Origin of the sequence: Chloracidobacterium sp., from assembly GCA_015075585.1 — a bacterium.
Classification (GTDB): Bacteria; Acidobacteriota; Blastocatellia; order Pyrinomonadales; family Pyrinomonadaceae; genus OLB17.
This window is the reverse complement of record JABTUB010000001.1, coordinates 1,052,743-1,075,545: the sequence shown is the minus strand read 5'-3', so window position 1 is coordinate 1,075,545 and position 22,803 is coordinate 1,052,743. Positions and strand designations below refer to the sequence as shown.

The window sequence follows — 22,803 nt, the reverse complement described above, 5'->3', positions numbered from 1 at the left end:
GCTTGTTTGGCGCCCGGTCCGGACCAGATCGGGCAGCGTTATCAAGACTTTGATCGAATCGCCGCTTACGCCAACTGTATCGTCTGATCATATTGAGGAACGACTACCGTCCAACCGAAGGTATCGCGTATATGCTGCGCCATTGCTTCCGCAGCTTCCGGCTCGCCATGCGTCGTAAAGATCGTTTTCGGTGCAGTTTTCAGTCCGCTTAGCCAACGCAGCACGCCCTTCCAGTCGGCATGAGCCGAAAAGCCGTCGATACGCTCGACGTGACAGTTCACCGGAACCCAATTCTTCATTATCTTGACCTCACGCTCGCCGTTAACGACACGACGCCCCGTTGTGCCGGCAGCTTGATAGCCGACAAAAATGATCGTCGCATTTTCATTCGGCAGGATCCGCATTGCATGGTGCAGAACGCGGCCGCCGGTAAGCATGCCCGAGGCTGAAATGATAATGCGCGCGCCCTTCATATCATTGAGATGCTTTGACTCCTCTCTGGTCGAGGCGGTTGACATCGCAGCGGTCCTAAGCGGATGCTTCTTCCGAGCGAGGATCGACGCGTATTCCAGATCGTGTTCCTCGTGCCAGCGGTTATAAACCTGCGTTGCTTGCGAGGCCATCGGCGAGTCCACGATCACCGGAAGGATCGGGATGGCACCCTTTTCTTCCAATTCGCGGATCATATAAAGCACCTCTTGTGTACGCCCAACGGCAAATGCCGGGATCAAGATCGGGGCTTGCCGCCTTGCGGCCTCGCGTATTATCTCCGCAAATCTTGTCTCGCTGTTCGTATCCTCGTGCAAGCGGTCCCCATAGGTTGACTCGCACATCATATAGTCGCAAACCGGCGGCGGCGCGGGGTCTTTAATGATCGGCTGATCGTAGTGGCCGAGATCGCCCGAGAAGAGAAATCGTATGGGTGACCCGTCGGGCCGTGCGTTCGCCATCTCGACGAGCACTTCGCTTGCACCCATTATGTGCCCGGCAACGCTGAAACTTGCCGTAAAGCCTTCGCAAAGGTCCCAGGCGATACCGTCATTCGGCACCGTATCAAGCAATTCCAACGCAGCCCGCGCATCTGCTTCATCGTATAGCGGCAGCGCCGGATCGTGCCGAGTCAATGCGTGACGGTTACGATAGTCTGCCTCTTCCTCTTGAAGCCGTGCAGAATCGGGAAGAAGTATCTTCAGGAGGTCGCCCGTCGCTCTTGAGGTCACAACGCGCCCTTTGTAGCCTAGTTTCACAAGCCGCGGCAGCCATCCCGTATGATCGATGTGAGCGTGCGTGAGTACGACGGCGTCGATCTCGCTCGCGGCGAACGGAGGATCATTCCAATTCCTTTCGCGCAGTTCTCTTTCGCCCTGAAAGAGTCCGCAGTCGATAAGAACCTTCTTACCGTTGCATTCAAGCAGATATTTTGACCCCGTAACCGAACCCGCTGCTCCGTAGAATGTAACACTCGCCATACATCACGAATGTACCACAGAGCCGGCCGCTTCGCTGCTGTCAACGAATAGAATCTCTCGGGAACCAAATGACCTTTGATGTCAGGTCCGCCTTTGAACCGTCCTTTCGACTCCGCGCGACCGCAAGGAGCTTCGAGGCATCTTCGCCGTCGATGCCAAAGGTCGCCTGTCCGAAATTCAACGGAACCGTGATGCTTTGCTCACTATCTATATCAAATCTAAGTCCGGCAAAGGCCGCTTTTAATCGTTCGACGACCTCGCTTACAACCGACTCGGTCGCCGTCGGCAGCGTAACCAAGAACTCATCATCGACCGACCTGGTCAGAAGATCCATCTGTCGCAATTGACGTTTCAATTCTCCGGCAACGAAGCTAAGCAAACGATCACCGGAAGTATGGCCGAAGCGTTCGTTCACATCGCTGAAATACTTTATGTCGATAGCGAGGATCGATACGGTTCGTTCATTTCGATTCCTGTGTGCCTCGGCGACCTGTGTCTCAAGCACTGTGTAGAATGCCCGCTCGTTTGGCAGATTCGTAAGGCGGTCAGTCAAAGCCGCCGCCGTATTGAGCTCAGCGGCTTTTGATCTTCCGGCGATGGGAGCGACGCGAGCAGCGATCGCTTCAAGCATTGGTACTGACCATTGGCCTAAATGGTTCGGATCCGTTGAGAAGAGCTGTACGACCGCGACGACCTCGCCTGCCTGCTTCAGCGGAAAGGCCGCGGTCGAGCAGAAGCGAGATCCTGAACCGCCAATCCCTGTCTCGGCATTTGACCCCGATGAACTCGACTGACGAACCGCACCGCTCGCGGCGCAAACCGCTGCCAGGCTTGCTCCGAACTCAACTTCGAAATTATCCGTTTGTGCGAGCGATTCGCCTTCCCAGCATACGCGGCTCAGGTTATCCGAGCCGGTATCTACGCTGAGTAGCAAAGCCGCATCGAACGATACAAGGTCTTTCATCCGAGCGGCAACGAGGCGAAATATCTCCGACACTTCCAGCGAACTGCCGAAATATGCGACAGCATCCTCGAGAACAGACAATCTTTCTTCTGTTTCATCGGGCGACAGATCGTCAGGCTGCAGCGACGGATGTACTCGCTGGTTTATCGTCAGGAAGACGATGTAGCCGGCGAGCACTGCAAAGAACAACAGCCCTTTGATCGTCGTATCGACAGTCGCGTTACCGAGGGCAAATACTCCAACGACAACTATCGCCGAAACGGCAATTGAAAGTCGGTGCTTACATTGATCTTGGGCCGCACTGCGCGGTATCGGGAAGTTGCTCATTTGAACGTGACTGCGGGCAGGAAGGAAGCGAAGGGGGGGGAAGCAACACCTTCAACTTCGATGATAGCTTTTTGCCGTGCAATGGGTCAACGATTTTCTCTTGTCTCGTGCACACATTAGGAGATATCGCAAGGGCTCAAAACCGGCCATTTTAGCCCCGAAAAATAGTTTGAAAATTTTGCATTTTTTGGTGCATTTTAGGTTGACAAATGGTTTCGTAATACCTATTCTCCAATTTGCCCTGAAAAAGAAAGAGTTCAGGGCAAAACGGCTGTGTTCGATCAGCCGGGCGGCCTGGAAACAGGTTACCGAAATTCTTTGAGAAAATAGGAGTCTTAAATAAAATGACAAAGGTTATTGTTCTTGCAACTGTTTTGGGCGTAAGCGCCCTTGGATTGGCCTGTGGCGAAGCACCCGCGAACAACGCAAATGCGAAGCCCGCGAATGCTAAACCGGCAACCCCCGCGACGACAACTCCGGCAACCCCGACGACGACGTCACCTGCCTCGCCTGCAACGGCTGCTCCTGCGAGCAACGCTACCGGCAGCAAGGCTGACGACGCGAAGAAGGAAGAGTCGAAGGCCGGTGAGACCAAGAAAGAGGAAGCGAATAAGACCGCTCCGGAAAAGAAATAGTCGATCTTTCGATATTTCGATAGGAAAGGCACCTTGTCGAAAGGCAAGGTGCCTTTTTTCCTGTATCTGAATCTGTCGGAAATATCAAATTTTTGCACCGTGCGGGGTTGACTTGTACCGTGAAGATAAATATATTGTCGAATGTTCCCAAAAATACTTAGGAACGCCGGAATGATGCTTGCATATTTCCGGTTGAGGAAGAGTCAGAAAGAATTCTTTGAGAAGAACAGGAGAACTAATTGTTATGAAAAAGATCATTGCTCTGTCAGCCTTGTTGGCTGTTGGGGCTCTCGGAATGGCCTGCGGCGAAGCACCTGCTAACAACGCAAATGCGAAGCCCGCGAATGCAGCACCGGCAACCCCGGCGGCAACTCACCCAGCAACCCCGACGACGACGTCACCTGCCTCGCCTGCAACGGCTGCTCCTGCGAGTAGCGTTACCGGCAGCAAGGCTGACGAAGCGAAGAAGGACGAGTCGAAGGCCGGTGAGACCAAGAAAGAAGAGAAGAAAGAAGAGAAGAAAGAAGAGAAGAAGTAGCCTCTCGTTCGTCCTTACCACATGACCAGCAGGCCCGGGCATTTCAAAATGTTCGGGCCTCTTTGCATTTCGGTTACCTTCCAAGCAGGCTCTTGAATTCATCAATATCCGTTACCGGCCTCTCGCAAACGAAATTCTCGCAAACATAGGCTGTCGCTTTACCGTCGATCATTTTGCGACCGCTCAGCAGCGGTATCTCATCAACAGAAGCTTCAGCAAAAATGCGTACGCTGTTCGGCAGGTAGAGGCTCATTGCGGCAGTTCGAAGTTCATTCGCCGGCGGGCCGATCACAACGACCTCCTTAGTGCCGGCCAAGCGGAACTCGATAGCGGAGAGAAAGCGGCCGAATGCCTGCGGATATTTTTGGATCTGCGGCGAGGCGATCCGCAGCGTTGTTACGGCATAACGATCGTAACGCTCATCACCGGTGAGTTTTGCGAGCCGCAGCATCACATCAGCGGCAGCAGAATTCCCGGAAGGCGTCGCGTTGTCATAAAGGTCTTTGTTCCGAACGATCAGCTCTTCATGATCGTCCGATGTGAAAAAGAAGCCGCCCGAGTCCCTGTCCCAAAATTCCGTCAGCATCACCTCTGCCAACTCCTTTGCCGCATTCACTTTGCTTAGGTCGCCCGTCGCTTCGGATAGTGCGAGCAAGCCGTCAGCAACATTCGCATAGTCCTCGATATAGCCGTTAAGCTTCGCCTTTCCGCCCTTCCATGTGCGGAGCAATCTGCCGTCACGTTTCAATCGGCCAAGTATGAATTCCGCATTGCGCTCTGCGACCTGAAGGTAATCACTTCTTCCCAACACACCGCCCGCATCCGCAAAGGCGGCCAATGCAAGGCCGTTCCACGCGGTCAGCACCTTTTCATCGCGGCCCGGCTTTACACGCTTTTCGCGCAGATCAAAAAGTCTGAGCCGCGCTGTACCGAGTTCCGACACCTCACGTTCACTGCTTTCTTCGCCGGGCAAGTTCAAAATATTCTTGCCTTCGAAGTTACCTTCCGCCGAAACGCCGTACACTCGGCAAAATCTTTCTGCTTCAGCGCCGAGTTCATATTCGATCTCTTCTTTAGTCCAGACAAAGAATTTCCCTTCTTCACCCTCGCTGTCCGCATCCTGCGATGAATAAAAGCCGCCGCTCTCATCCAGCATCTCACGGACCAGATAATCGAGCGTCTCGACCGCAACACGCTTGTAAAGGCCCTTGCCCGTAACCTGAAAAGCATGCAGATAGAGACGTGCAAGCAAGGCGTTATCGTAAAGCATCTTTTCAAAATGCGGCACCAGCCAAACCGTATCGACCGAATAGCGATGAAATCCGCCGCCGAGCTGATCATAAATGCCGCCGCGTGCCATCTTGTCGAGTGTTCGCGTAACCATCTCAAGCGCGTGCCTGTCGCCCGTGCGGTGATGATAACGCAGCAAGAACTCGAGCGACATCGCTTGCGGAAATTTCGGTACGCCGCCAAAACCGCCGTTCTTTTGATCAAAACTCTTCGAGAAAGATGCGAATGCCCGTTCGAGCAGTTCGTTCGACACGCTGCCGCTTGGCCCGGTAGCGGCAAGAGCTTGCAGCTCGCTTACGATCCGTTCGACCGACTCGTCAAGTTCGCCGCGTTTTTCGTGCCAGGCATCAGCAATGCTCAGCAGTATCTGCTTCCATGACGGCATTCCGTATTGCGGGCTTGGCGGAAAATAGGTGCCGCCAAAGAAAGGCTTCTTGTCGGGCCGCACAAATACATTCATAGGCCAGCCGCCTCGTCCCGTTGTCAGTTGGACGAAGTTCATATAGATCTGATCGATATCCGGCCGCTCTTCCATATCGACCTTGATGTTGACGAAATGCTCGTTCATTATTGCGGCGGTCGCCTTATCCTCGAACGACTCATGCTCCATCACATGACACCAATGGCACGCCGAGTAACCGATAGATACGAGCACCGGCTTATCTTCGGCGCGCGCCTTCTCGAACGCCTCCTCGCCCCACGGATACCAGTCAACCGGATTGTGCGCGTGTTGAAGCAGATAAGGCGACGTTTCGCCCGCCAGATGATTGCTGAAGGTCTGTTCATTTGACATAAAGCTATTGTTTCACGGCGGGCCGAATCTTTGAAACACTGCTGAGGTCTGCTAAACTTGGCATACCATTATGACACCGCGTTGCCTCTCAAAGTTGCGCCCCATCAAACAACGCGCGGATCTTTTCGCGGGTGATTAACTCCTCCGAGTCTGCGATCGGGACGCTGATCGCGGCATCCGAGCCTTTTTGACACGCGGCGCACGTCCGCCATTGACCATTTTAGGAGATATCACAATGACACCATCAACAGAACTTCGGCGTCCGGTCATAAAGACCGCACTGCCGGGCCCGAAAGCCCTTGAGATCGTAAATGCGGATGAACAATATGTTACACCGAGTTACCCTCGGCCTGATTATAAACTCGTTGCCGACCATGGCTCCGGCGTTTGGATAACGGACGCCGACGGCAATACGTTCCTCGACTGCAACGCCGGCGTGGCCGTCTGCTCGACAGGACACTGCCATCCGGAGATCGTCGCAGCAATAACAAAACAGGCGAATGAACTGCTGCATTTTTGCGGCACCGACTTTTATTACCGCCATATGCCCGCTCTCGGAAAAAAGCTTGATGAGATCGTACCGATCGACGGACCTACAAAAACCCATTTTGCGAACTCGGGTGCCGAGGCGATCGAGACGGCTCTAAAGCTTGCGATGTACCATACACGCAGGCAGAAGTTCATCGCGTTCCAACGTTCGTTCCACGGCAGAACGCTCGGAGCGCTCTCACTTACGTCTTCGAAGAAGGCGCAGAGGCTCGGCTTTATGCGTCAGGCCCTCGATGTGGTGCACATTCCGTATCCAAACAAGTTTCGCCACTTCGTCACCGATCGCCCCGCCGATGAAGCAGCCGTTACACGAGACGTCCTTAATTGGCTCAACAAGGTCTTCGAAACAACAACGCCGGCCGCCGAGGTCGCGGGCATCGTCCTCGAGGTGGTCCAGGGCGAAGGCGGATACGTGCCGGCACCTAAGGAATTCGTAAAGGAACTTCGCCGCATCTGCACCGAGAACGGCATCATGCTGATCGTTGACGAAGTACAGTCAGGAATGGGCCGCACAGGCAAGATGTTCGCTCTCGATCATCACGAAGGCGTCAAGGCCGACATAATCTGCATCGCGAAGGCACTAGGCTCGGGCCTGCCGGTTGCGGCGTGTACCGCTCGTGCGGATATTATGGACTGGCACAAAGGTGCTCACGCATCAACATTCGGAGGCAACCCTGTCGCAATAGCGTCCGCGTTAAAGACCATCGAACTGCTCGAAGACGGGCTTGTCGATAATGCCCGCGAGGTCGGGGCGTATCTCGAAGCAGGGCTCAATAAAATTAAGGAGAAATACAGCGTTGTCGGCGATGTTCGCGGCCTGGGTATGATGCTCGGTGTCGAGTTTGTCAGTGGTTCCGGTGATGATCCGCTGGCTGCGGATGCAGCGCTTCGCGACCGTGTCGAAATGGCATGTTTCGAGCGCGGGCTGATAATACTTGGCTGCGGAACCAACACGATCCGCTTCTCGCCTCCGCTTATCCTTACCAAGGAGAACGCCGACGTCGCGCTTGAGATCTTTGATGAGGCCATCGCCGCCTCGATCTGAAAGGGCCGCAGATGCAATAGAGGCATGGGAGACGCTCAGTTTCCCATGCCTTTTAATTTGTTCGGGGCCGAACAGCGATCCCTACGCTTTTGCCTTCTTGATCTCCTCGATCATTACCGGAACCGCCTCGAACAGGTCGCCGACGATGCCGTAATCAGCAATATCGAAGATCGGTGCCTCCGAGTCCTTATTGATCGCGACTATCGTGCCGGAATTCTTCATTCCGACGATATGCTGGATGGCACCGGAAATACCGAGAGCGATATAGACCTTCGGCGAGACGGTCTGTCCGCTCGATCCGATCTGGCGGTCGATCGGGAGCCAATCGCTGTCGCATATCGGGCGTGATGCCGCAAGGTCGGCACCGAGAACATCGGCGAGTTCCTGTGCCAGTGCGATGTTCTCTTGCGATTTGATACCGCGGCCTATCGCAACGATCGCCTCGCTCTTTGTAAGATCGACAGCGGCTTTAGCCTCTTGGAACGGCGCTTCAGGCGTCATCCGAACATCGCCAACGGCAACGTCCATTTCCTCGACAGCGGCATTTCCCTTTTCCGCAGCGTCACCGCGGAACGCTCCCGATTGGAAGGTAATGAAGTAAGGAGCGTCGCCGCCGATCGTAACATCTGCATCAAGTTTACCCAAAAATATCCGTCGGGTGAGAACGAGAGTACCGCCGTCGTTGCGATAGCGGATGCAATCGCCCACCAGTTCTCTGCCAAAGCGCGTTGCAACCATCGGAGCGAAATCACGCACTTGATATGTGTGCGCCATAACGACGAATTGCGGCGATTCGGCCTTGATCACGGCTTCCCACGCATCCGCGTAAGCATCAGGCGTGTAGGTCGCAAGCTTGTCGTTCTTTGCAACAAGGACCTTTTCCAGTGCGTACTGAGCGATTTCCTGCGTCGGTGCATCGCCGCCGCAGGGGATCACCGCCGCAACGCTAAGCCCGAGCTCGCGGCCGATCGCCTGAGCAGCAGTGATGGCCTCAAGCGATGTCTTGTTAAGAACTCCGTTGTTATGCTCGATAAAAACTAATATCCGGCTCATAAATGTAAGTAAGCATTATCGCAAAAAGGCCGGTTATTGCCAACTGCGAACGCCCAACCCAAGCAGCACCTCATGCCCACGGAATAAACGTGCAAATCCAGTTGTAAAAGCCCGCAAATAGGAGTATTTTCAGACTGATATTGCGCGTTTGAACAGGCTAATGTCAGAGGCTGTACGCCGGCTGAACAACGGAATTTTAACTACTATACCCATCAGGAGACGATCCTGAGTCATTTGGAGGAGAGATCATGAACTTTAGAGATCTTGCCAAACGAGCGACGGCTCTGCTTGGCTTTGTAACGATGCTTTTCGGCGGCAGCCAGTCGGCATTAGGTCAATATGTCTGCCAGCCGAACGGATCGCCGGTCGTTGTTACAGGTTCGATCACCGCAGGCGATGCTACGATGTCGGGCCGTATCAACCGCGACGGCGTGCCTTCCAGTTGTACCGGCGGAGCGCCGACGGCAGCTCCCATTTCAGGTACATTCAGTTATGACGCGTACAACTATACGAATCCGACCGGCCAGGATGTATGCGTGACGGTTGAGTACGATATGACCCAGTGCGGCGGTACAACGAACAACTCGACGCAGGTCGATGCATATTCGTCATTTAACCCAGCCAGCACAAACACTAACGTTATCGGTAAGCCGGGTTTCAGTACTGTCGGAACCGGCACCCTCAGCTTTAGGGTCGCGGCAGGAGCGTCGTTCGTGATCGTCGTTCACGGCGTCGCGTCCGCAGGTACGGGGGTATGCAGCTCGTACACATATAAGCTCACGTATCGAACGGGATGCCGTGAGGCAGGTTACGATCACACGAACGACGGAAAGGCCGACCCGACGTTCTTCCGCTCGTCCGATACGACATGGAACGTTTTGAATTCCGCAGGCGGCACGAATTCGCTGCTTTTCGGCCTCAGCAATGACATCATCACTGCGGGCGATTACACGGGCGACGGCCGCACCGATGTCAGTACGTATCGCCCGACAACAGGCCAATGGTTCTACTCGACAAGCCAGACCTCACCACAGACGAATGTTACTTATCAGCCGTGGGGAATGAACGGCGATATTGCGATCCCGGGCGACTACGATAAGGACGGCAAAAGCGATGTTGCTGTCTGGCGTCCGTCGGATGCAACGGTCTATATTCTGCTGAGTTCGACGAATACGATGCTCTACGGACAATGGGGTGCGAACGGCGACGTTCCCGTAACGGGCGATTTCGACGGCGACCTGTCATCAGACCTTGCTGTCGTCCGCAATGTCGGCGGAACGTATCGCTGGTTCATCCGTAACAGCAATTTCGGGTATGGCTTTGAATACGGCTGCGGAACTTCCACGCCGATCTGTGCGATGGGCGTTCCGTTCGGCAGTTCGACCGACAGGATCGTGTCAGGCGACTTTGACGGTGACGCAAGAAGCGACATCGCCGTTTATCGCCCGTCAACAGGCTTCTGGTATTACCTTGCAAGCTCACTGAATGTTCAAAATGCACCGGGAGCAACTGCCGTACGTTCATTCCAGTGGGGACTCAACGGCGATATTCCGCAGCCTGCTGATTATGACGGTGACAAGATGACTGATTTTGCGGTGTTCCGCCCGTCAACCGGTGTTTGGTATCTCAGCAACAGCGGCGGCGGAGCGTATTCGACGTACAGTTCGCCGACCTGGGGTACGGCGACAGATCAGCCCGCAACCGCTGCGTATCGGCAAACAAATCCGTAAACGCGGCAGCGGCAATGAAACAGGGGCCGTCTGAAAAGGCGGCCTCTTTTTTTGAACGGCATAATAGGGCGGATAACTCAGGCCGCGATCGGCTTACAGACCCTCGACTAAGTAGCTCACGCCGAAGATCACAAGAAAAAGGCTGCCGGAATGACACTTTCCGACAGCCTCTTCTCATTTTAGAGCAAGGTCCGTGCTCAGATGACGCGAGCTTCATTTCGAAGCTTTTCGATCAGCTCGACGGCGCCTGCTTTTGCGTCGCCGTTGCCGAGGATCTGCGTTTGCTTGGTTTTGAGCGGCATATAAACCCTATTTACCGCCGCAGCCGACGCGAACGCCTCGATCTGCGGTGTTACCTCGCGAACTTCTTTACTTTTTGCCGCCATGATGCCCTTTAGCGATGCATAACGGATCTGCGAGATGCCGGATTGAATGGTCAGAAGTGCGGGCAGCTTGTAGGTGAACCACTGATACCAGCCGCTTTCGAGTTCACGCTTCAGCCTGAGCGTGTCGCCGAGGCTTGTGCGGTCAAGCTCAATGACGATCGTCGCGTGCGGAATGCCGAGCAGTTCCGCAAGGATCACGCCCGTCTGGCCGTGACTCGCATCATCGGATTGAAGACCCGAAAAGATCAGATCGGCATTCTCATCACGGATCGCATCCGCGATGGCCTTTGCGATCTGATAGGACGACAGTTCACGGCTGTTCTCAGCAACGATATGTATCGCGCGGTTCGCACCGCGCGCAAGAGCGTCTTTGATAACTGTTTTTGCACTCTGCGGGCCGAGCGTGCATACGACGACCTCGCCTTCGCCCTTCGCCTCGATCGTTCGCAAGGCTTCTTCGAGTGCATAGCCGTCAGACTCATTTGTCTGCATGGCAATGTCCGTCTCGTTTATCCACTTTTCGTCGCCCGAGATGCGAAGGACCGCATCCTTATTGGCGACCTGCTTCATTAGAACGATGATCTTCATAGAACTTAATTGCTCAGCCGCTAACGCTACTCGTCAAACCGCTTGAATATCAAACAAGCATTGGTACCGCCGAACCCGAAATTATTCGAGAGCACATACTCGACCTCGGCTTCGCGGGCCGTATTCGGCACATAATCGAGATCGCAGTCAGGATCGGGGAATTCGTAATTGATCGTCGGCGGAAGTTTCTTTTCGATGATCGACTTGACGGAAAACACAGCTTCAAGGCCGCCGGCCGCTCCAAGTGCATGCCCCGTCATTGACTTTGTCGAACTAACCGGTATCTTGTATGCGTGTTCGCCGAAGACCTTCTTGATAGCAAGCGTCTCGAACTTATCATTGTACGGCGTTGATGTACCGTGTGCATTAATGTAGCCGATCTGCTGCGGCTCGATACCCGCATCGCTCAAGGCACGCTGCATCACGCGAACGGCTCCCGAGCCCGTCTCGTCAGGCATCGTAACGTGAAACGCATCGCCGCTCATACCATAACCGACGATCTCGGCAAGGATGTTCGCCCCACGCCGTTTTGCGAATTCCAGTTCCTCGAGCACCATCAAGCCGGCGCCTTCGCCGATGACGAAGCCGTCACGCTCGAGGTCAAACGGCCTTGATGCGTGCTGCGGATCCTCGTTCCGCGTCGAGAGAGCCCGCATTGACGCAAAGCCCGCAACCGACATCGGAGTGATCGCACTCTCCGTCCCGCCGCAGATCATCGCATCAGCATCACCGCGCTCAATGAGGCGAAAACTGTCGCCGATAGCGTGTGCTCCCGCAGAACACGCGGTTGCCGTCGCCGAATTCGGACCCTTTGCGCCATGCCTGATCGAAACATTTCCGGAAGCAAGATTTACGATCGCAGAAACAATAAAGAACGGCGAAACTCGATCAGGCCCCGAAGTAAGCAGCTTCTCGTGCTCACGCTCGATCGCCCAGAAATCGCCGATACCGGAACTGATATAGGTTCCGACCATCCCGGCATTCGTCTCGTCGATCTTTAAGCCGCTGCACTTTACTGCCTCATCTGAGGCGGCAAGTGCGAAATGCGTAAAGGCCCCCATCCGGCGCGCCTCTTTCTTGTCGAGAAAATCCAACGCGTCAAAGCCCTTCACTTCGCACGCAAAGCGCACGGGAAAGTTCGATGCGTCAAATTTAGTAATGTAATCGGCTCCGCTGGCACCGCGCATTAAGCCATCCCACGCCTGTCCGACGCTGTTGCCGATCGCGGTAACCAACCCGAGCCCTGTTACGACCACCCGACGTTTCATAGTAAATGCAGACCTTAGCGGAGACAATAATTGATGAATTAAGGCCCGCTGTGGTCAGAGGCGGATCACGCCTTATGCTGCTCGACGTACGCGTAAGCGTCCCGTACGCTCTGGATCTTCTCAGACTCTTCGTCCGGTATCTCGATATCGAACTCCTCTTCGAAACGCATCACAAGTTCCACAAGATCAAGCGAGTCTGCCCCAAGGTCTTCAATGAACCGAGCATTTTCGGTAACTTCGGCTTCATCTACACCCAATTCATCAACGATGATCTCTTTGATCTTATCTTGTATTTCCGACATAATTTCTCCTCTTTCTAATTATTATCCAACGCAGAATTCAACCCTTCGGTATTTTCGATATTTGCGTATCTTACTTCGCGGTCGATCTGTCGTACAAGCCCGGTAAGCACCTTTCCCGGCCCGATCTCGACAAAATTATCAACGCCGGAAGCTATCAACCCTTTGACCGACTCGAGCCATCTGACCGGCGACGACACCTGCCGAATCAGTTTATCGGCTGCCGCCGCCCCTCGCGAATTCGGCCCGGCATCGACATTGTGGACGACCGGATACGCTCCGTCCCTAAAATTCACTTTTGCGAGATCTGCCGCAAGCCTCTCTTGCGCAGGCATCATCAGCGCACAGTGGAACGGTGCGGAAACATTCAGCATAATGGCCCTTTTCGCACCTTTTTCCTTTAATATCACGCACGCGCGTTCTACGGCTTCGGCATTTCCCGCGATAACGATCTGCGACGGCGAATTGATATTTGCAGCACTGCAAACCATGCCTTCAGCCGCCTCGCTGCATCCGGCATCAACCTCCTCAATGCCGAGTCCGAGGATGGCGGCCATTGCGCCGACGCCGACAGGCACCGCTTCCTGCATATACGTGCCTCGGAGCCGTACAGTACGGACCGCATCCGAAAATTCCATCATACCGGCGGCAACAAGCGCCGAATATTCGCCGAGGCTGTGTCCTGCCGCAACCGCCGGTACGGCCAAACCTTCAGCGATCGCCGCACGATACGCGGCAACCGACACTGTCAATATCGCCGGCTGGGTATTCGCCGTTAGCTGAAGTTCCGACTCATCACCTGAAAAGCACAGGTCGGACAAGCTGAAGCCTAACGCATCATCAGCTTCCTCAAAAACACTTCGTGCTGCGGGGAATGTGTCGTAAAGGTCTTTCCCCATTCCGACCGACTGGCTGCCTTGGCCGGGAAAAATATACGCGGTCTTGGACATTCGGTCTAAAATCTGATCACGGTACCGCCCCAAGTGACACCGCCGCCAAAGGCTGTGAGAAGCACGATCGTGCCCTCTTTGATCCTTCCGGCCTCGATGCACTCATCCATCGCGATCGGTATGGATGCCGATGAAGTGTTGCCGTGCTCCGCAATATTCGAATATACCTTTTCATCAGGAACACCCAAACGCGAAGCAACCGCGTCGGTGATGCGCTGATTGGCCTGATGCGGTATCACAAGGTCGATATCATCAATGGTCAACCCGGCCTTTTCGATCATTTCGGCCGAAATATCTGCCATTGAACGAACCGCGACCTTGAACAGCTCATTTCCCTTCATTTTGAAGAAATGATCGCGATTATCGATCGTCTCATGGGTCGTCCCCAGCTTCGTTCCGCCGCCGGGCGAGTAAAGCTGCTCTTCGTAGCGGCCGTCCGACTTGATCTTTGTTGCCAGAATGCCCTTACCGCCCGTCACAGGCCCAAGGACAGCGGCACCCGCGCCATCGCCGAAGATGACGCACGTTGTGCGGTCGGTGTAATCGACGTACTTCGTCAAGACCTCAGCACCGATGACCAACGCATACTTGATCGCACCGGTACGGATCATCGATTCAACCATCGTTATACCGTACAAAAACCCGGAACACGCCGCAAAAACGTCCATGCCGGCCGCATTGACAGCCCCGATCTTTGCTTGAATGAGAGCTCCCGTCGAAGGCAATATCTGATCCGGCGTTGTCGTCGCACAAACTATAACGTCGATATCCTCGGGCTTAAGGCCTGAACGCTCGATCGCCTGAAGCGCCGCTTTGACGCCGAACTGCGACGTATATTCGTCCGGAGCAGCCTTATGGCGCTGCTTGATCCCGGTACGCGTAGTTATCCATTCATCGTTGGTATCGACAAGCTTTTCCAGATCGGCATTGGTAAGAATGCCGTCGGGATAAGAATGTCCCATGCCGATGATGCCCGCACGTAGGTCAGTCATGAACTAAATATTATTCGCTTTCTTTGACGTTGATGATCTTGCGGCCCTTATAGGTACCCGTCTTTGTGTCAATGCGATGCGGCACCTTTGCCTCACCCGAGTCCTTATCAATATAGAACTGGGGCGTGCTCAGAGCATCGTGCGCTCGGCGCGTACGGGTGCGTGCATGTGAATGTCGTCGTTTCGGATTTGGCATCTTTACCTCAAAAAAACTGCCGCGGGGCCTATTATCGCTCTGTTTAATGCACTGCTTTCATTCCGTCAGCGGATCTGCTTAAGAGCGGCCCAGCGAGGGTCCGTATCAGATGTAATACAATTACATTTTATCAAATTAAGGTCCGTTCCACACTTCGGACACAAACCTTTACAATCTTCGCCGCACAGCGGCCGGTCGGGCAAAGCGAGAATGATCTGCTCACGTACGGCCTCGGCAATGTCAATTCTGCCATCAAGCGCGTAGCTTTCATCAAGTTCTTCCGCTTCGAGCGAAACATCCGTTTCGCCTTCGGCATCCGGCTCGATAAAAACATCATCGAACTCCGCATCTATCTTAAACAATGTCGTCTGCAAGCAGCGCACACAGGCGAATTCAACATTCGCGGTCAATCGGCCCGAAATGTGAGCTTTCCCTTCGATGCGTTGAGCAACGCCGTGAAGATCGGTTCGGCCCACCGCCTTTGCATCCTCGAGGTCAAGGTCGATCTCGCCTTCGGTAAAGGCCCGCTCGATCACCTTCGGCCTTTCGGTAACGCTTGCAAGTTCAATGATCATCTTCTTGCGATCTCACGGGACCGCCCGCTAAAAGCAAAAGTTTAATTATAGCGGCTCAGCAATTCGTGTCAAACAAATGCTTAGCGTTTAACGGCGGCTCCGACCGCGTCAGTGAGACGTGCATATCCGTGCTCCTTCAGCAATTCCGCAAGCCCGCCCGCGACGTGCCGCGCAAAGCTCGGTCCGTTATAGACAAAGCCCGTGTACGCCTGAATCAGCGAAGCGCCGGACGTTATCTTCTCGAGCGCGTCTGCCGCATTAAAGATGCCGCCGACGCCGACGATCGGCAACTTCCCATCGGTGTACCGAAAAATCTCCGCGATCACAGCGTTCGACCGTTCACGCAGCGGCCGCCCCGAAAGCCCGCCCTCACCGAGCTGTGCAGGATCGCGTGTCCTCAGCCCTTCACGCGAAATGGTCGTGTTCGTTGCGATAATGGCGTCGATCTCGTGCTTGAGACAGGCGGCGGCGGCGGCTCGTATCTGGTCACCTGTCAGGTCAGGAGCGATCTTCACTAACAGAGGCTTGCGGCCAAGCTCCGCGTTCCTGCGCTGCAAAGCCGCAAGCAGTTCATCAAGGCTCTCTGCCTGCTGAAGTTCACGTAATTTCGGCGTATTCGGCGACGAGATATTCACGGCAATATAGTCGGCGGCAGGATGAACCATCTCAAAGGCGGCAAGATAGTTCTCGGCGGCCTCTTCGTTCGGCACATCGCGGTTTTTGCCGATATTTACGCCGATAACGCAATTGCGGGCCGATCTTTTGATATTTGCGGCAACCGCTTCGGCTCCCGCATTGTTAAAACCAAGGCGATTGATAAGTGCTTCGTCATCCGGCAAGCGAAACAGCCGCGGCTTGGCGTTGCCGTCCTGCGGGCGGAAGGTCACGGTTCCGGCCTCGACAAAGCCAAAGCCGAGAGCGGCGAGTGCATCGATCAGCACGCCGTTCTTATCGAAGCCCGCGGCGATGCCGAGCGGCGTTTTGAACGACAGCCCGAACGCGTCGGTCCGCAAGATCTCGTCCGGCTCGAACGCACCTGCGAGAGCGCCGGCGACACCGCTGCGCAATGCCAGCGCACCAAGCTCGTGTGCCCGTTCCGCATCGAGCGAGAACATCGCACGACGTATTATTTTCTCCCAGATCGATCCCACCGTTTGTCGATTCTAGTAGGCTTTGTTACGATTTGCATCGAATGGGAGACGAATTTACTCTGGTCGAAAAGACCCGCATCATGGATTCTACGGCGATCAAGCGAGCTCTTCGGCGTCTTGCGACAGAGATCGTCGAGAAAACTAACGGTGCTCCCGACCTTTATCTTGTCGGGATCCGCCGCCGCGGAGTGCCGCTCGCCGAGCGTTTACGCGACAACATCGAAGCTCTCGAAGGCCATCGCCCCGCATACGGCATACTCGACATAACATTGTACCGCGACGACCTTTCGACGGTCGGGGCCAATCCGGTCGTGAACCGGACCGAGCTTGCCGAGGATATCGAAGGCAAGAATATCATCCTCGTCGATGACGTACTTTATACGGGCCGGACGATCCGAGCCGCGCTCGATCAGCTTATGGATTTCGGCAGGCCGCGCAAAGTACAGCTTGCCGTGCTTGTTGATCGCGGCCGCGAACATCGCGAGCTGCCGATCCAAGCTGATTTTGTCGGCACGCATGTCTCGACAAAGCAAAGCGAGATCATAAAGGTGATGCTCAAGGAGTTCGACGAGGTCGAGGCAGTTGGTATCTTCGAAAGGCCGGCTTGAATACGAAGCAAGGTTAAATGCCTTGCTTTTTTTCTTGTGCGATGAGTGCTGATTTTCACACAAAGGACGAAAAACCATTCCGCAGACGCGATCTGCTTGGCATACGCAGCCTAACGCCCGAGGCGATCGTGGGCATTCTCGACACAGCGGAAACATTCAGCGAAATTTCCGAACGCGAGGTCAAGAAGGTGCCGGCGCTTCGCGGCAAGACGGTGATAAACCTTTTCTTTGAGAATTCCACGCGAACACGCACCTCGTTCGAGCTTGCGGCGAAGCGGCTCTCGGCGGATGCAGTGAACATCAGCGTCGCCTCATCCAGCGTAACGAAAGGCGAAACGCTGCTCGACACGGCGTTGAACCTCGACGCGATGGCGCCTGACTGCATCGTCGTACGTCATTCTTCGGCGGGCGTGCCGCATCAGCTTGCAAAGGTGAGCCGCGCGGCGATAGTCAACGCGGGCGACGGTGCCAACGAACATCCGACACAGGCTTTGCTCGATGCGATGACGATCCGCGAACGCAAAGGCGGTTTCGGCGGGCTTGAGGTCGCGATCATCGGCGACATTCTTCACAGCCGCGTCGCGCGATCCAACATCCATTTGCTTACAAAGCTCGGCTCGCGTGTGCGTGTCGCAGGCCCGGGCACGCTGGTCCCGAAGAACTTTGCTTCACTCACGGACAACCGGATGCATGACGCGGAAGGTCGAAGCGCGGAGCCGCCGCTCACGGTTTGCGGCAGTATCGAGCAGGCGATAGATGGGGCCGACGTCGTTATGATCCTTCGCATACAGCGCGAACGCCAGGACGCCGCGTTCTTCCCGAGCCTGAGCGAGTATTCGATCCATTACGGCTTGACGAATGAGCGTTTGAGCCTTGCAAAGCGTGACGCTATCGTCCTGCATCCCGGGCCGATGAACCGCGGCATCGAGATAGCATCGGAGGTTGCCGACAGTTCCCGTTCGCTGATCCTCGACCAAGTAAAATACGGCGTCGCGGTACGCATGGCGGTGCTTTACCTTGCGACAGGAGGCAGCCCGACCGCACCTTAGCCGCGTTCAACGGCAGCACGACACGATGAAACTACTGATAACGAACGGCCATGTCATTGATCCTTCCGCACAAGTGAACGGCGGCCGCAGCCTGCTGATCGAGGACGGACGCATCGCGGCGCTGCTCTCGCCCGGCGAAGCAGCGCCCGAGGGCTGCGAAGTTTTTGACGCAGGCGGCCTTGTCGTTGCTCCGGGTTTTATCGATATGCACGTACATTTGCGTGAGCCGGGCCACGAGCACAAGGAGACGATCGCGTCGGGCTGCGCCGCGGCCGTCGCCGGCGGATGGACAAGCGTTTGTCCGATGCCGAATACCGATCCCGTCAACGACAACGCGGCGATCACGCGATATATGATCGAGCAGGCCGAGCGTGCGGGCCTCGCCAACGTCTTCCCCATCGGCGCCGTTACAAAGGATTCCGCGGGCAGTGAACTTGCAGAAATGGGCGAGATGAAGGCGGCCGGAGCCGTTGCGGTTTCGGATGACGGCCGGCCTGTGGCGAGCGCGGGCATTATGCGGCGGGCTATGCAGTACGCGGCGGATTTCTCGCTGCCGGTGATAGATCATTGCGAGGACAAGTCCCTCTCCGCGGGCGGCGTTATGCACGAAGGCCGCATCTCGCTGCTGCTCGGACTAAAAGGAATGCCCGCCTTGGCGGAGGAAGTCGATGTCGTACGCGACCTTTTGCTTGCGAAGGAAACAGGTGCGCATATTCACATCGCACACGTTTCGACAAAGGGTGCGGTCGAAGCGGTCAGACGTGCGAAGCAGGAAGGCATTCGCGTTACGTGCGAGGTAACGCCGCATCACTTTACGCTGACTGACGAGGCTGTCGCGGGCCTGGGCGACGGGCATTCGCCTGATTCCGCGTACGATACGAACACAAAAATGGCACCGCCGCTTCGCAGCGAACAGCACCGTCAAGCCGTCGTCGAAGCGATAGCCGACGGCACCATCGACGCGATCGCGACCGACCACGCACCGCACCACGCCGACGAAAAGGCGCTCGAATACGATCGTGCGCCGTTCGGCATCACGGGGCTTGAGACCGCGGTCGGCCTCGCGTTCGAAAGGCTCGTCCACACCGGCGTCATCGGCATTGAAAGGCTTGTCGAACTCTGCTCAACGAATCCCGCACGCATCTTCGGCCTCGAAGGCCGCGGGTCGCTCGCTCCCGGTTCCATCGCCGACATCACGATCCTCGACCCCGATCACGCGTGGAAATTCAGCGTCGCCGACTCGCGTTCGAAGTCGAAGAACACGCCGTTTGACGGCCGTGCCTTCACCGGCAAAGCCGTCGCGACGATCATCTCCGGCCGGATCGCGTTCAGACTGCCTTGAACCGGCAGCAAGATAAACCAAAGACTCGCGCCCTGACTTGCCGGCAGCTTTTTGCTTTTTGAATTGCCGCTGGCTTTAGCTTTTGCTTTTAGAATTGCCACTAGCTTTAGCTAGTGGAGGACAAAGGCAGGAAAGGGCTTGGGCTTAAGCCCAACAGACTGTTTGGATCATTGGGCTAAAGCCCGAAAGTTTGAAGGCAGCCTATCCACTAGCTAAAGCTAGTGGAAATTCAAACCGCTTTATGCCGCGATCGCCCTCAATCGAGTGAAAGAGCTTACCACGGCCTAGAGGCCGTAGCTAAGCGACGGAATGCGCCATCGAACGGCCCTGGCCGAGCGAGTTAGCGAATTACCACACGCAACTTATGGAATGGATATTTGACCCGAATATTTGGATCGCGTTTGTGACGTTGCCGCCGTTCGAGCCGATGCTTTGGTTGGGCAACATCATCGTTATCACGACACTTTCGGGCTGTGCCGGCCGATGTGCGAAGCACATCAAATAACATTAGCTGCATATGCAGCGTAACGGAATGTGTAGAATGTAAACGACGAACAACCAAGCTTGTGAAACACGCGGCACGTCCGGGCTTAGCCACGCCATTTATGGCGTGGCCGAGATTCAACCGCTAAGTTTGATAATTCGGCACGAGCGGGCGGCAAATTCGCCGAGATTCGTGCAGATCGTGCGAATCATCGCAAGTACACCGCGGCCGATACAGCTTTTGCGGCAATTTTGCTAACATCTACCAAGCCACAGAGGCGATCGTATGAAACAAATAACCATTGCGGCATTCATATTCCTGCTTGCCGGGCTTGCCTCGGCACAGGTTCGGAGCATTTACACGAGCACATCTGAAAAGGCCTGCAAGGAGCGCGATGCGGGCGACAGCGACGGCGGTGAGTACATCGGAACGTGTCCCGGCGTCAGCGGCTACAAGCTCGAACTTATCGAAGGCGACCTGCGGCAGACATTGAACGTCATAACACCGGCAAAAAAGACGCTCCGCTTGAGGTTGAACGAGTTTTTCAGCGCATTTTCGGCGATCGGTGAAAAGATAGAATGGCGCGTCAGGCGCGGTGTTCCGTTCGCCTTGATCGCACGCTTTAACGTCGCGGGCGATGTCGATGATACGAAACGAATTTCTTACCTTATGGTCGCAAAGGTCGGGCCGAAAGAGTCGTGCATTACCGACATCGTAAAGCCTGCGGCAAAGCAGAACGAAACGGCACGAAAGCTTGCAGATGAAGCTCCGTCAAAACCCTGCAAAGCGGTCGGCACTGAAGATTGAACTGTATGGAGTGGATAACTGATCCCCAGATCTGGCTCGCGTTCATCACGCTTTCGGTGCTCGAACTCGTCCTCGGCATCGACAATATCATCTTTATCTCGATACTTTCGGGCAAACTGCCCGAAGCGGATCAGCCGCGAGCTCGCTTTATAGGCCTTGCGCTCGCACTCGTGATGCGCGTCCTGCTGCTGCTCTCGCTTACGTGGATGATGGGCCTTGTCGCGCCGCTTTTCACGGTCGCGGGTGTTGAATTCTCGGGCCGCAGCATAATACTTCTCGTCGGCGGCCTTTTCCTTATCTTTAAGAGTACGCACGAGATACACGGTTCGCTCGAAGCCTCGGAAGGCGAACAGCGGCGCTCGTTCTATTCGGGTTTTGCCGCGGTCATCATTCAAATAATGCTGCTCGACATCGTATTCTCGCTCGATTCGGTCATTACGGCCATCGGTATGTCGAACAACATTTGGGTAATGATCGCAGCGGTCGTTGTCGCGATCATCGCGATGATGCTCTTTGCAGGGCCGATCGGCGCCTTTGTTCTGCGCCATCCGTCCGTCAAGATGCTTGCCCTCGCCTTTCTGCTGATGATCGGCCTTACGCTAATCGCTGACGGCCTCGGCTTTCATATTCCAAAAGGCTACGTCTATTTCGCGATGGCTTTCTCGGTCTTTGTCGAGATGCTGAACCTTCGCATCAGAAAGACGACCGATGCCGTACAGCTCCATACGTCGTACACGCCGGATCGCGAACCCTCGGCATAGGATGTGCGGCCGCGGGCTTCAGAACTCGGCCGCGCGTTCGAATTCCATCATCTCGCCGGTTGCCGGATGCTTGAAGCAAAGACGAAAAGCATGCAGGAAAAGGCGTTCGGCACGCCGGCCGCCGCGTTCAATGTCGCCTACGATCGGATGGCCGATCAATTCGCAGTGGATACGCAGCTGATTGGTGCGGCCCGTAACGGGTTCAAGCTCAAGAAGCGTCGTGTCATAGCGGCGTTCACGCACAAGAAAGCGCGATTCCGAATGTTTGCCGTCGTCCTTTACGCTCCAATGTTTCAATTCCGCGTACCTGCCGATCGGAGCAAAGATCGTGTCCGAATCAGCCGTTACGATGCCTTCCACAACCGCGAGGTAACGCTTCTCGACCAGCTTGCGCATAAAGCCGGCCGACAGCCTGCGGTGGGCTTTCGGCGTTTTTGCGATCACAACAAGCCCTGAGGTCTGTTTATCAAGGCGATGCGGAAGTCCCGGACGAATGATCCGTTCACGGCCGTCATTAAGATGGTGGACGACGCCGTTGAGCAGCGTCCGTGTGTTCTCGCGGTGCGACGGATGCATCAGCATACCCGCAGGTTTGTTCACGACAAGTATGTGCGCGTCCTCGAACACGATGTCCAGCGCCATCACCTCGGGCCGCATCGCCGTACCGCGAGCCGCATCAACATCGATCTCGATCAGATCACCCGCCCGAAGCCGCCGGCCGATGTTCTCTTCGCGTCCGTTCACCTCGCAACGGCCGCCGCGTACAAGCTCGCGTATGTACATCTTGCTCACGCGCGGAAAAAGAGTGAGAAGCGCGTCCTCAAGCCGCATCTTTCGCAGTTCGTCGGGCACAACTATCAAATGACGCTCTTCCATCGCTCGCCATTATAGCAAGTGGCCGCACATACACCGCCGCATCGCGTGCGAACAGGTGAAAAAGCCGTACGATGAAAC

At 55.4% G+C, this 22,803-nt stretch carries 23 protein-coding genes; 10 read left to right on the top strand and 13 right to left on the bottom strand.

The window, feature by feature from the left end:
- Positions 1-65: 65 nt before the first annotated feature.
- Positions 66-1,469 carry an MBL fold metallo-hydrolase gene (locus HS105_04885; protein ID MBE7515936.1) on the bottom strand — a complete coding sequence of 468 codons (1,404 nt, stop codon included), beginning with the start codon at positions 1,467-1,469 and terminating at the stop codon, positions 66-68.
- A gap of 40 nt (positions 1,470-1,509) precedes the next feature.
- Positions 1,510-2,760 carry a GGDEF domain-containing protein gene (locus HS105_04880; GenBank protein MBE7515935.1) on the bottom strand — a complete coding sequence of 417 codons (1,251 nt, stop codon included), beginning with the start codon at positions 2,758-2,760 and terminating at the stop codon, positions 1,510-1,512.
- 344 nt (positions 2,761-3,104) lie between these two features.
- On the opposite strand from HS105_04880, the gene HS105_04875 reads away from it, so the two are divergent.
- Both HS105_04875 and HS105_04870 read left to right on the top strand, forming a co-directional pair.
- Positions 3,105-3,395 (top strand): hypothetical protein, encoded by a 291-nt coding sequence (locus tag HS105_04875; GenBank protein ID MBE7515934.1) that lies wholly within the window; start codon positions 3,105-3,107, stop codon positions 3,393-3,395.
- Between the two features lie 244 nt (positions 3,396-3,639).
- Positions 3,640-3,933 (top strand): hypothetical protein, encoded by a 294-nt coding sequence (locus HS105_04870; GenBank protein MBE7515933.1) that lies wholly within the window; start codon positions 3,640-3,642, stop codon positions 3,931-3,933.
- A gap of 73 nt (positions 3,934-4,006) precedes the next feature.
- On the opposite strand, the gene HS105_04865 is transcribed toward HS105_04870, so the two are convergent.
- Positions 4,007-6,016: a thioredoxin domain-containing protein gene (locus tag HS105_04865; protein MBE7515932.1), complete on the bottom strand. Its 2,010-nt coding sequence runs from the start codon at positions 6,014-6,016 to the stop codon at positions 4,007-4,009.
- A 235-nt stretch (positions 6,017-6,251) separates the two neighbouring features.
- Between HS105_04865 and HS105_04860 the strand changes: the two genes are divergently transcribed.
- Positions 6,252-7,610, top strand: coding sequence for an aminotransferase class III-fold pyridoxal phosphate-dependent enzyme (locus HS105_04860; GenBank protein ID MBE7515931.1), 1,359 nt, complete (start codon positions 6,252-6,254; stop codon positions 7,608-7,610).
- A gap of 81 nt (positions 7,611-7,691) precedes the next feature.
- Here the strand turns inward: HS105_04860 and HS105_04855 are convergent, their stop codons facing one another.
- Positions 7,692-8,663 (bottom strand): electron transfer flavoprotein subunit alpha/FixB family protein, encoded by a 972-nt coding sequence (locus tag HS105_04855; GenBank protein MBE7515930.1) that lies wholly within the window; start codon positions 8,661-8,663, stop codon positions 7,692-7,694.
- A 248-nt stretch (positions 8,664-8,911) separates the two neighbouring features.
- On the opposite strand from HS105_04855, the gene HS105_04850 reads away from it, so the two are divergent.
- On the top strand, positions 8,912-10,393 hold the full coding sequence (locus HS105_04850; GenBank protein ID MBE7515929.1) for a hypothetical protein: 1,482 nt from the start codon (positions 8,912-8,914) through the stop codon (positions 10,391-10,393).
- Between the two features lie 197 nt (positions 10,394-10,590).
- Here the strand turns inward: HS105_04850 and HS105_04845 are convergent, their stop codons facing one another.
- The 8 genes from HS105_04845 to HS105_04810 form a co-directional block, all read right to left on the bottom strand.
- Complete coding sequence (locus tag HS105_04845; protein ID MBE7515928.1) at positions 10,591-11,367, bottom strand: electron transfer flavoprotein subunit beta/FixA family protein; 777 nt, start codon at positions 11,365-11,367, stop codon at positions 10,591-10,593.
- 26 nt (positions 11,368-11,393) lie between these two features.
- Positions 11,394-12,635 carry a beta-ketoacyl-ACP synthase II gene (fabF, locus tag HS105_04840; protein ID MBE7515927.1) on the bottom strand — a complete coding sequence of 414 codons (1,242 nt, stop codon included), beginning with the start codon at positions 12,633-12,635 and terminating at the stop codon, positions 11,394-11,396.
- Between the two features lie 65 nt (positions 12,636-12,700).
- Positions 12,701-12,937 (bottom strand): acyl carrier protein, encoded by a 237-nt coding sequence (locus HS105_04835; GenBank protein MBE7515926.1) that lies wholly within the window; start codon positions 12,935-12,937, stop codon positions 12,701-12,703.
- A gap of 14 nt (positions 12,938-12,951) precedes the next feature.
- Positions 12,952-13,884: an ACP S-malonyltransferase gene (fabD, locus tag HS105_04830; GenBank protein MBE7515925.1), complete on the bottom strand. Its 933-nt coding sequence runs from the start codon at positions 13,882-13,884 to the stop codon at positions 12,952-12,954.
- 5 nt (positions 13,885-13,889) lie between these two features.
- Positions 13,890-14,876, bottom strand: coding sequence for a ketoacyl-ACP synthase III (locus HS105_04825; GenBank protein MBE7515924.1), 987 nt, complete (start codon positions 14,874-14,876; stop codon positions 13,890-13,892).
- A gap of 10 nt (positions 14,877-14,886) precedes the next feature.
- A complete protein-coding gene (rpmF, locus tag HS105_04820) occupies positions 14,887-15,072 on the bottom strand; it encodes a 50S ribosomal protein L32 (GenBank protein ID MBE7515923.1) in 186 nt (61 codons plus the stop codon).
- A gap of 65 nt (positions 15,073-15,137) precedes the next feature.
- Positions 15,138-15,647, bottom strand: coding sequence for a DUF177 domain-containing protein (locus HS105_04815; protein MBE7515922.1), 510 nt, complete (start codon positions 15,645-15,647; stop codon positions 15,138-15,140).
- Positions 15,648-15,727: 80 nt separating this feature from the next.
- Positions 15,728-16,789 (bottom strand): quinone-dependent dihydroorotate dehydrogenase, encoded by a 1,062-nt coding sequence (locus tag HS105_04810; GenBank protein ID MBE7515921.1) that lies wholly within the window; start codon positions 16,787-16,789, stop codon positions 15,728-15,730.
- Between the two features lie 68 nt (positions 16,790-16,857).
- On the opposite strand from HS105_04810, the gene pyrR reads away from it, so the two are divergent.
- The 6 genes from pyrR to HS105_04780 all read left to right on the top strand — a co-directional run bounded on the left by pyrR (position 16,858) and on the right by HS105_04780 (position 21,849).
- Positions 16,858-17,406 (top strand): bifunctional pyr operon transcriptional regulator/uracil phosphoribosyltransferase PyrR, encoded by a 549-nt coding sequence (gene pyrR / locus HS105_04805; protein MBE7515920.1) that lies wholly within the window; start codon positions 16,858-16,860, stop codon positions 17,404-17,406.
- Positions 17,407-17,447: 41 nt separating this feature from the next.
- On the top strand, positions 17,448-18,455 hold the full coding sequence (locus tag HS105_04800; protein ID MBE7515919.1) for an aspartate carbamoyltransferase catalytic subunit: 1,008 nt from the start codon (positions 17,448-17,450) through the stop codon (positions 18,453-18,455).
- Positions 18,456-18,480: 25 nt separating this feature from the next.
- Positions 18,481-19,797: a dihydroorotase gene (locus HS105_04795; GenBank protein ID MBE7515918.1), complete on the top strand. Its 1,317-nt coding sequence runs from the start codon at positions 18,481-18,483 to the stop codon at positions 19,795-19,797.
- A 364-nt stretch (positions 19,798-20,161) separates the two neighbouring features.
- Positions 20,162-20,302, top strand: coding sequence for a hypothetical protein (locus tag HS105_04790; protein ID MBE7515917.1), 141 nt, complete (start codon positions 20,162-20,164; stop codon positions 20,300-20,302).
- A gap of 264 nt (positions 20,303-20,566) precedes the next feature.
- Positions 20,567-21,088 carry a hypothetical protein gene (locus HS105_04785; GenBank protein MBE7515916.1) on the top strand — a complete coding sequence of 174 codons (522 nt, stop codon included), beginning with the start codon at positions 20,567-20,569 and terminating at the stop codon, positions 21,086-21,088.
- Positions 21,089-21,093: 5 nt separating this feature from the next.
- Positions 21,094-21,849, top strand: coding sequence for a TerC family protein (locus HS105_04780; GenBank protein MBE7515915.1), 756 nt, complete (start codon positions 21,094-21,096; stop codon positions 21,847-21,849).
- Positions 21,850-21,867: 18 nt separating this feature from the next.
- Here the strand turns inward: HS105_04780 and HS105_04775 are convergent, their stop codons facing one another.
- Positions 21,868-22,725, bottom strand: coding sequence for an RluA family pseudouridine synthase (locus HS105_04775; GenBank protein MBE7515914.1), 858 nt, complete (start codon positions 22,723-22,725; stop codon positions 21,868-21,870).
- Positions 22,726-22,803: the final 78 nt, after the last annotated feature.

What these genes read in the sequence shown, in the direction of transcription:
- HS105_04825 (MBE7515924.1), bottom strand. Translation starts at nt 14,876, where the DNA reads ATGACTGACCTACGTGCGGGCATCATCGGCATGGGACATTCTTATCCC.
- HS105_04865 (MBE7515932.1), bottom strand. Translation starts at nt 6,016, where the DNA reads ATGTCAAATGAACAGACCTTCAGCAATCATCTGGCGGGCGAAACGTCG.
- HS105_04845 (MBE7515928.1), bottom strand. Translation starts at nt 11,367, where the DNA reads ATGAAGATCATCGTTCTAATGAAGCAGGTCGCCAATAAGGATGCGGTC.
- HS105_04860 (MBE7515931.1), top strand. Translation starts at nt 6,252, where the DNA reads ATGACACCATCAACAGAACTTCGGCGTCCGGTCATAAAGACCGCACTG.
- HS105_04780 (MBE7515915.1), top strand. Translation starts at nt 21,094, where the DNA reads ATGGAGTGGATAACTGATCCCCAGATCTGGCTCGCGTTCATCACGCTT.
- HS105_04785 (MBE7515916.1), top strand. Translation starts at nt 20,567, where the DNA reads ATGAAACAAATAACCATTGCGGCATTCATATTCCTGCTTGCCGGGCTT.
- HS105_04795 (MBE7515918.1), top strand. Translation starts at nt 18,481, where the DNA reads ATGAAACTACTGATAACGAACGGCCATGTCATTGATCCTTCCGCACAA.
- fabD (MBE7515925.1), bottom strand. Translation starts at nt 13,884, where the DNA reads ATGTCCAAGACCGCGTATATTTTTCCCGGCCAAGGCAGCCAGTCGGTC.
- HS105_04800 (MBE7515919.1), top strand. Translation starts at nt 17,448, where the DNA reads ATGAGTGCTGATTTTCACACAAAGGACGAAAAACCATTCCGCAGACGC.
- HS105_04885 (MBE7515936.1), bottom strand. Translation starts at nt 1,469, where the DNA reads ATGGCGAGTGTTACATTCTACGGAGCAGCGGGTTCGGTTACGGGGTCA.
- HS105_04850 (MBE7515929.1), top strand. Translation starts at nt 8,912, where the DNA reads ATGAACTTTAGAGATCTTGCCAAACGAGCGACGGCTCTGCTTGGCTTT.
- HS105_04870 (MBE7515933.1), top strand. Translation starts at nt 3,640, where the DNA reads ATGAAAAAGATCATTGCTCTGTCAGCCTTGTTGGCTGTTGGGGCTCTC.
- HS105_04880 (MBE7515935.1), bottom strand. Translation starts at nt 2,760, where the DNA reads ATGAGCAACTTCCCGATACCGCGCAGTGCGGCCCAAGATCAATGTAAG.
- HS105_04790 (MBE7515917.1), top strand. Translation starts at nt 20,162, where the DNA reads ATGGAATGGATATTTGACCCGAATATTTGGATCGCGTTTGTGACGTTG.
- fabF (MBE7515927.1), bottom strand. Translation starts at nt 12,635, where the DNA reads ATGAAACGTCGGGTGGTCGTAACAGGGCTCGGGTTGGTTACCGCGATC.
- HS105_04835 (MBE7515926.1), bottom strand. Translation starts at nt 12,937, where the DNA reads ATGTCGGAAATACAAGATAAGATCAAAGAGATCATCGTTGATGAATTG.
- HS105_04875 (MBE7515934.1), top strand. Translation starts at nt 3,105, where the DNA reads ATGACAAAGGTTATTGTTCTTGCAACTGTTTTGGGCGTAAGCGCCCTT.
- rpmF (MBE7515923.1), bottom strand. Translation starts at nt 15,072, where the DNA reads ATGCCAAATCCGAAACGACGACATTCACATGCACGCACCCGTACGCGC.
- HS105_04815 (MBE7515922.1), bottom strand. Translation starts at nt 15,647, where the DNA reads ATGATCATTGAACTTGCAAGCGTTACCGAAAGGCCGAAGGTGATCGAG.
- HS105_04775 (MBE7515914.1), bottom strand. Translation starts at nt 22,725, where the DNA reads ATGGAAGAGCGTCATTTGATAGTTGTGCCCGACGAACTGCGAAAGATG.
- HS105_04855 (MBE7515930.1), bottom strand. Translation starts at nt 8,663, where the DNA reads ATGAGCCGGATATTAGTTTTTATCGAGCATAACAACGGAGTTCTTAAC.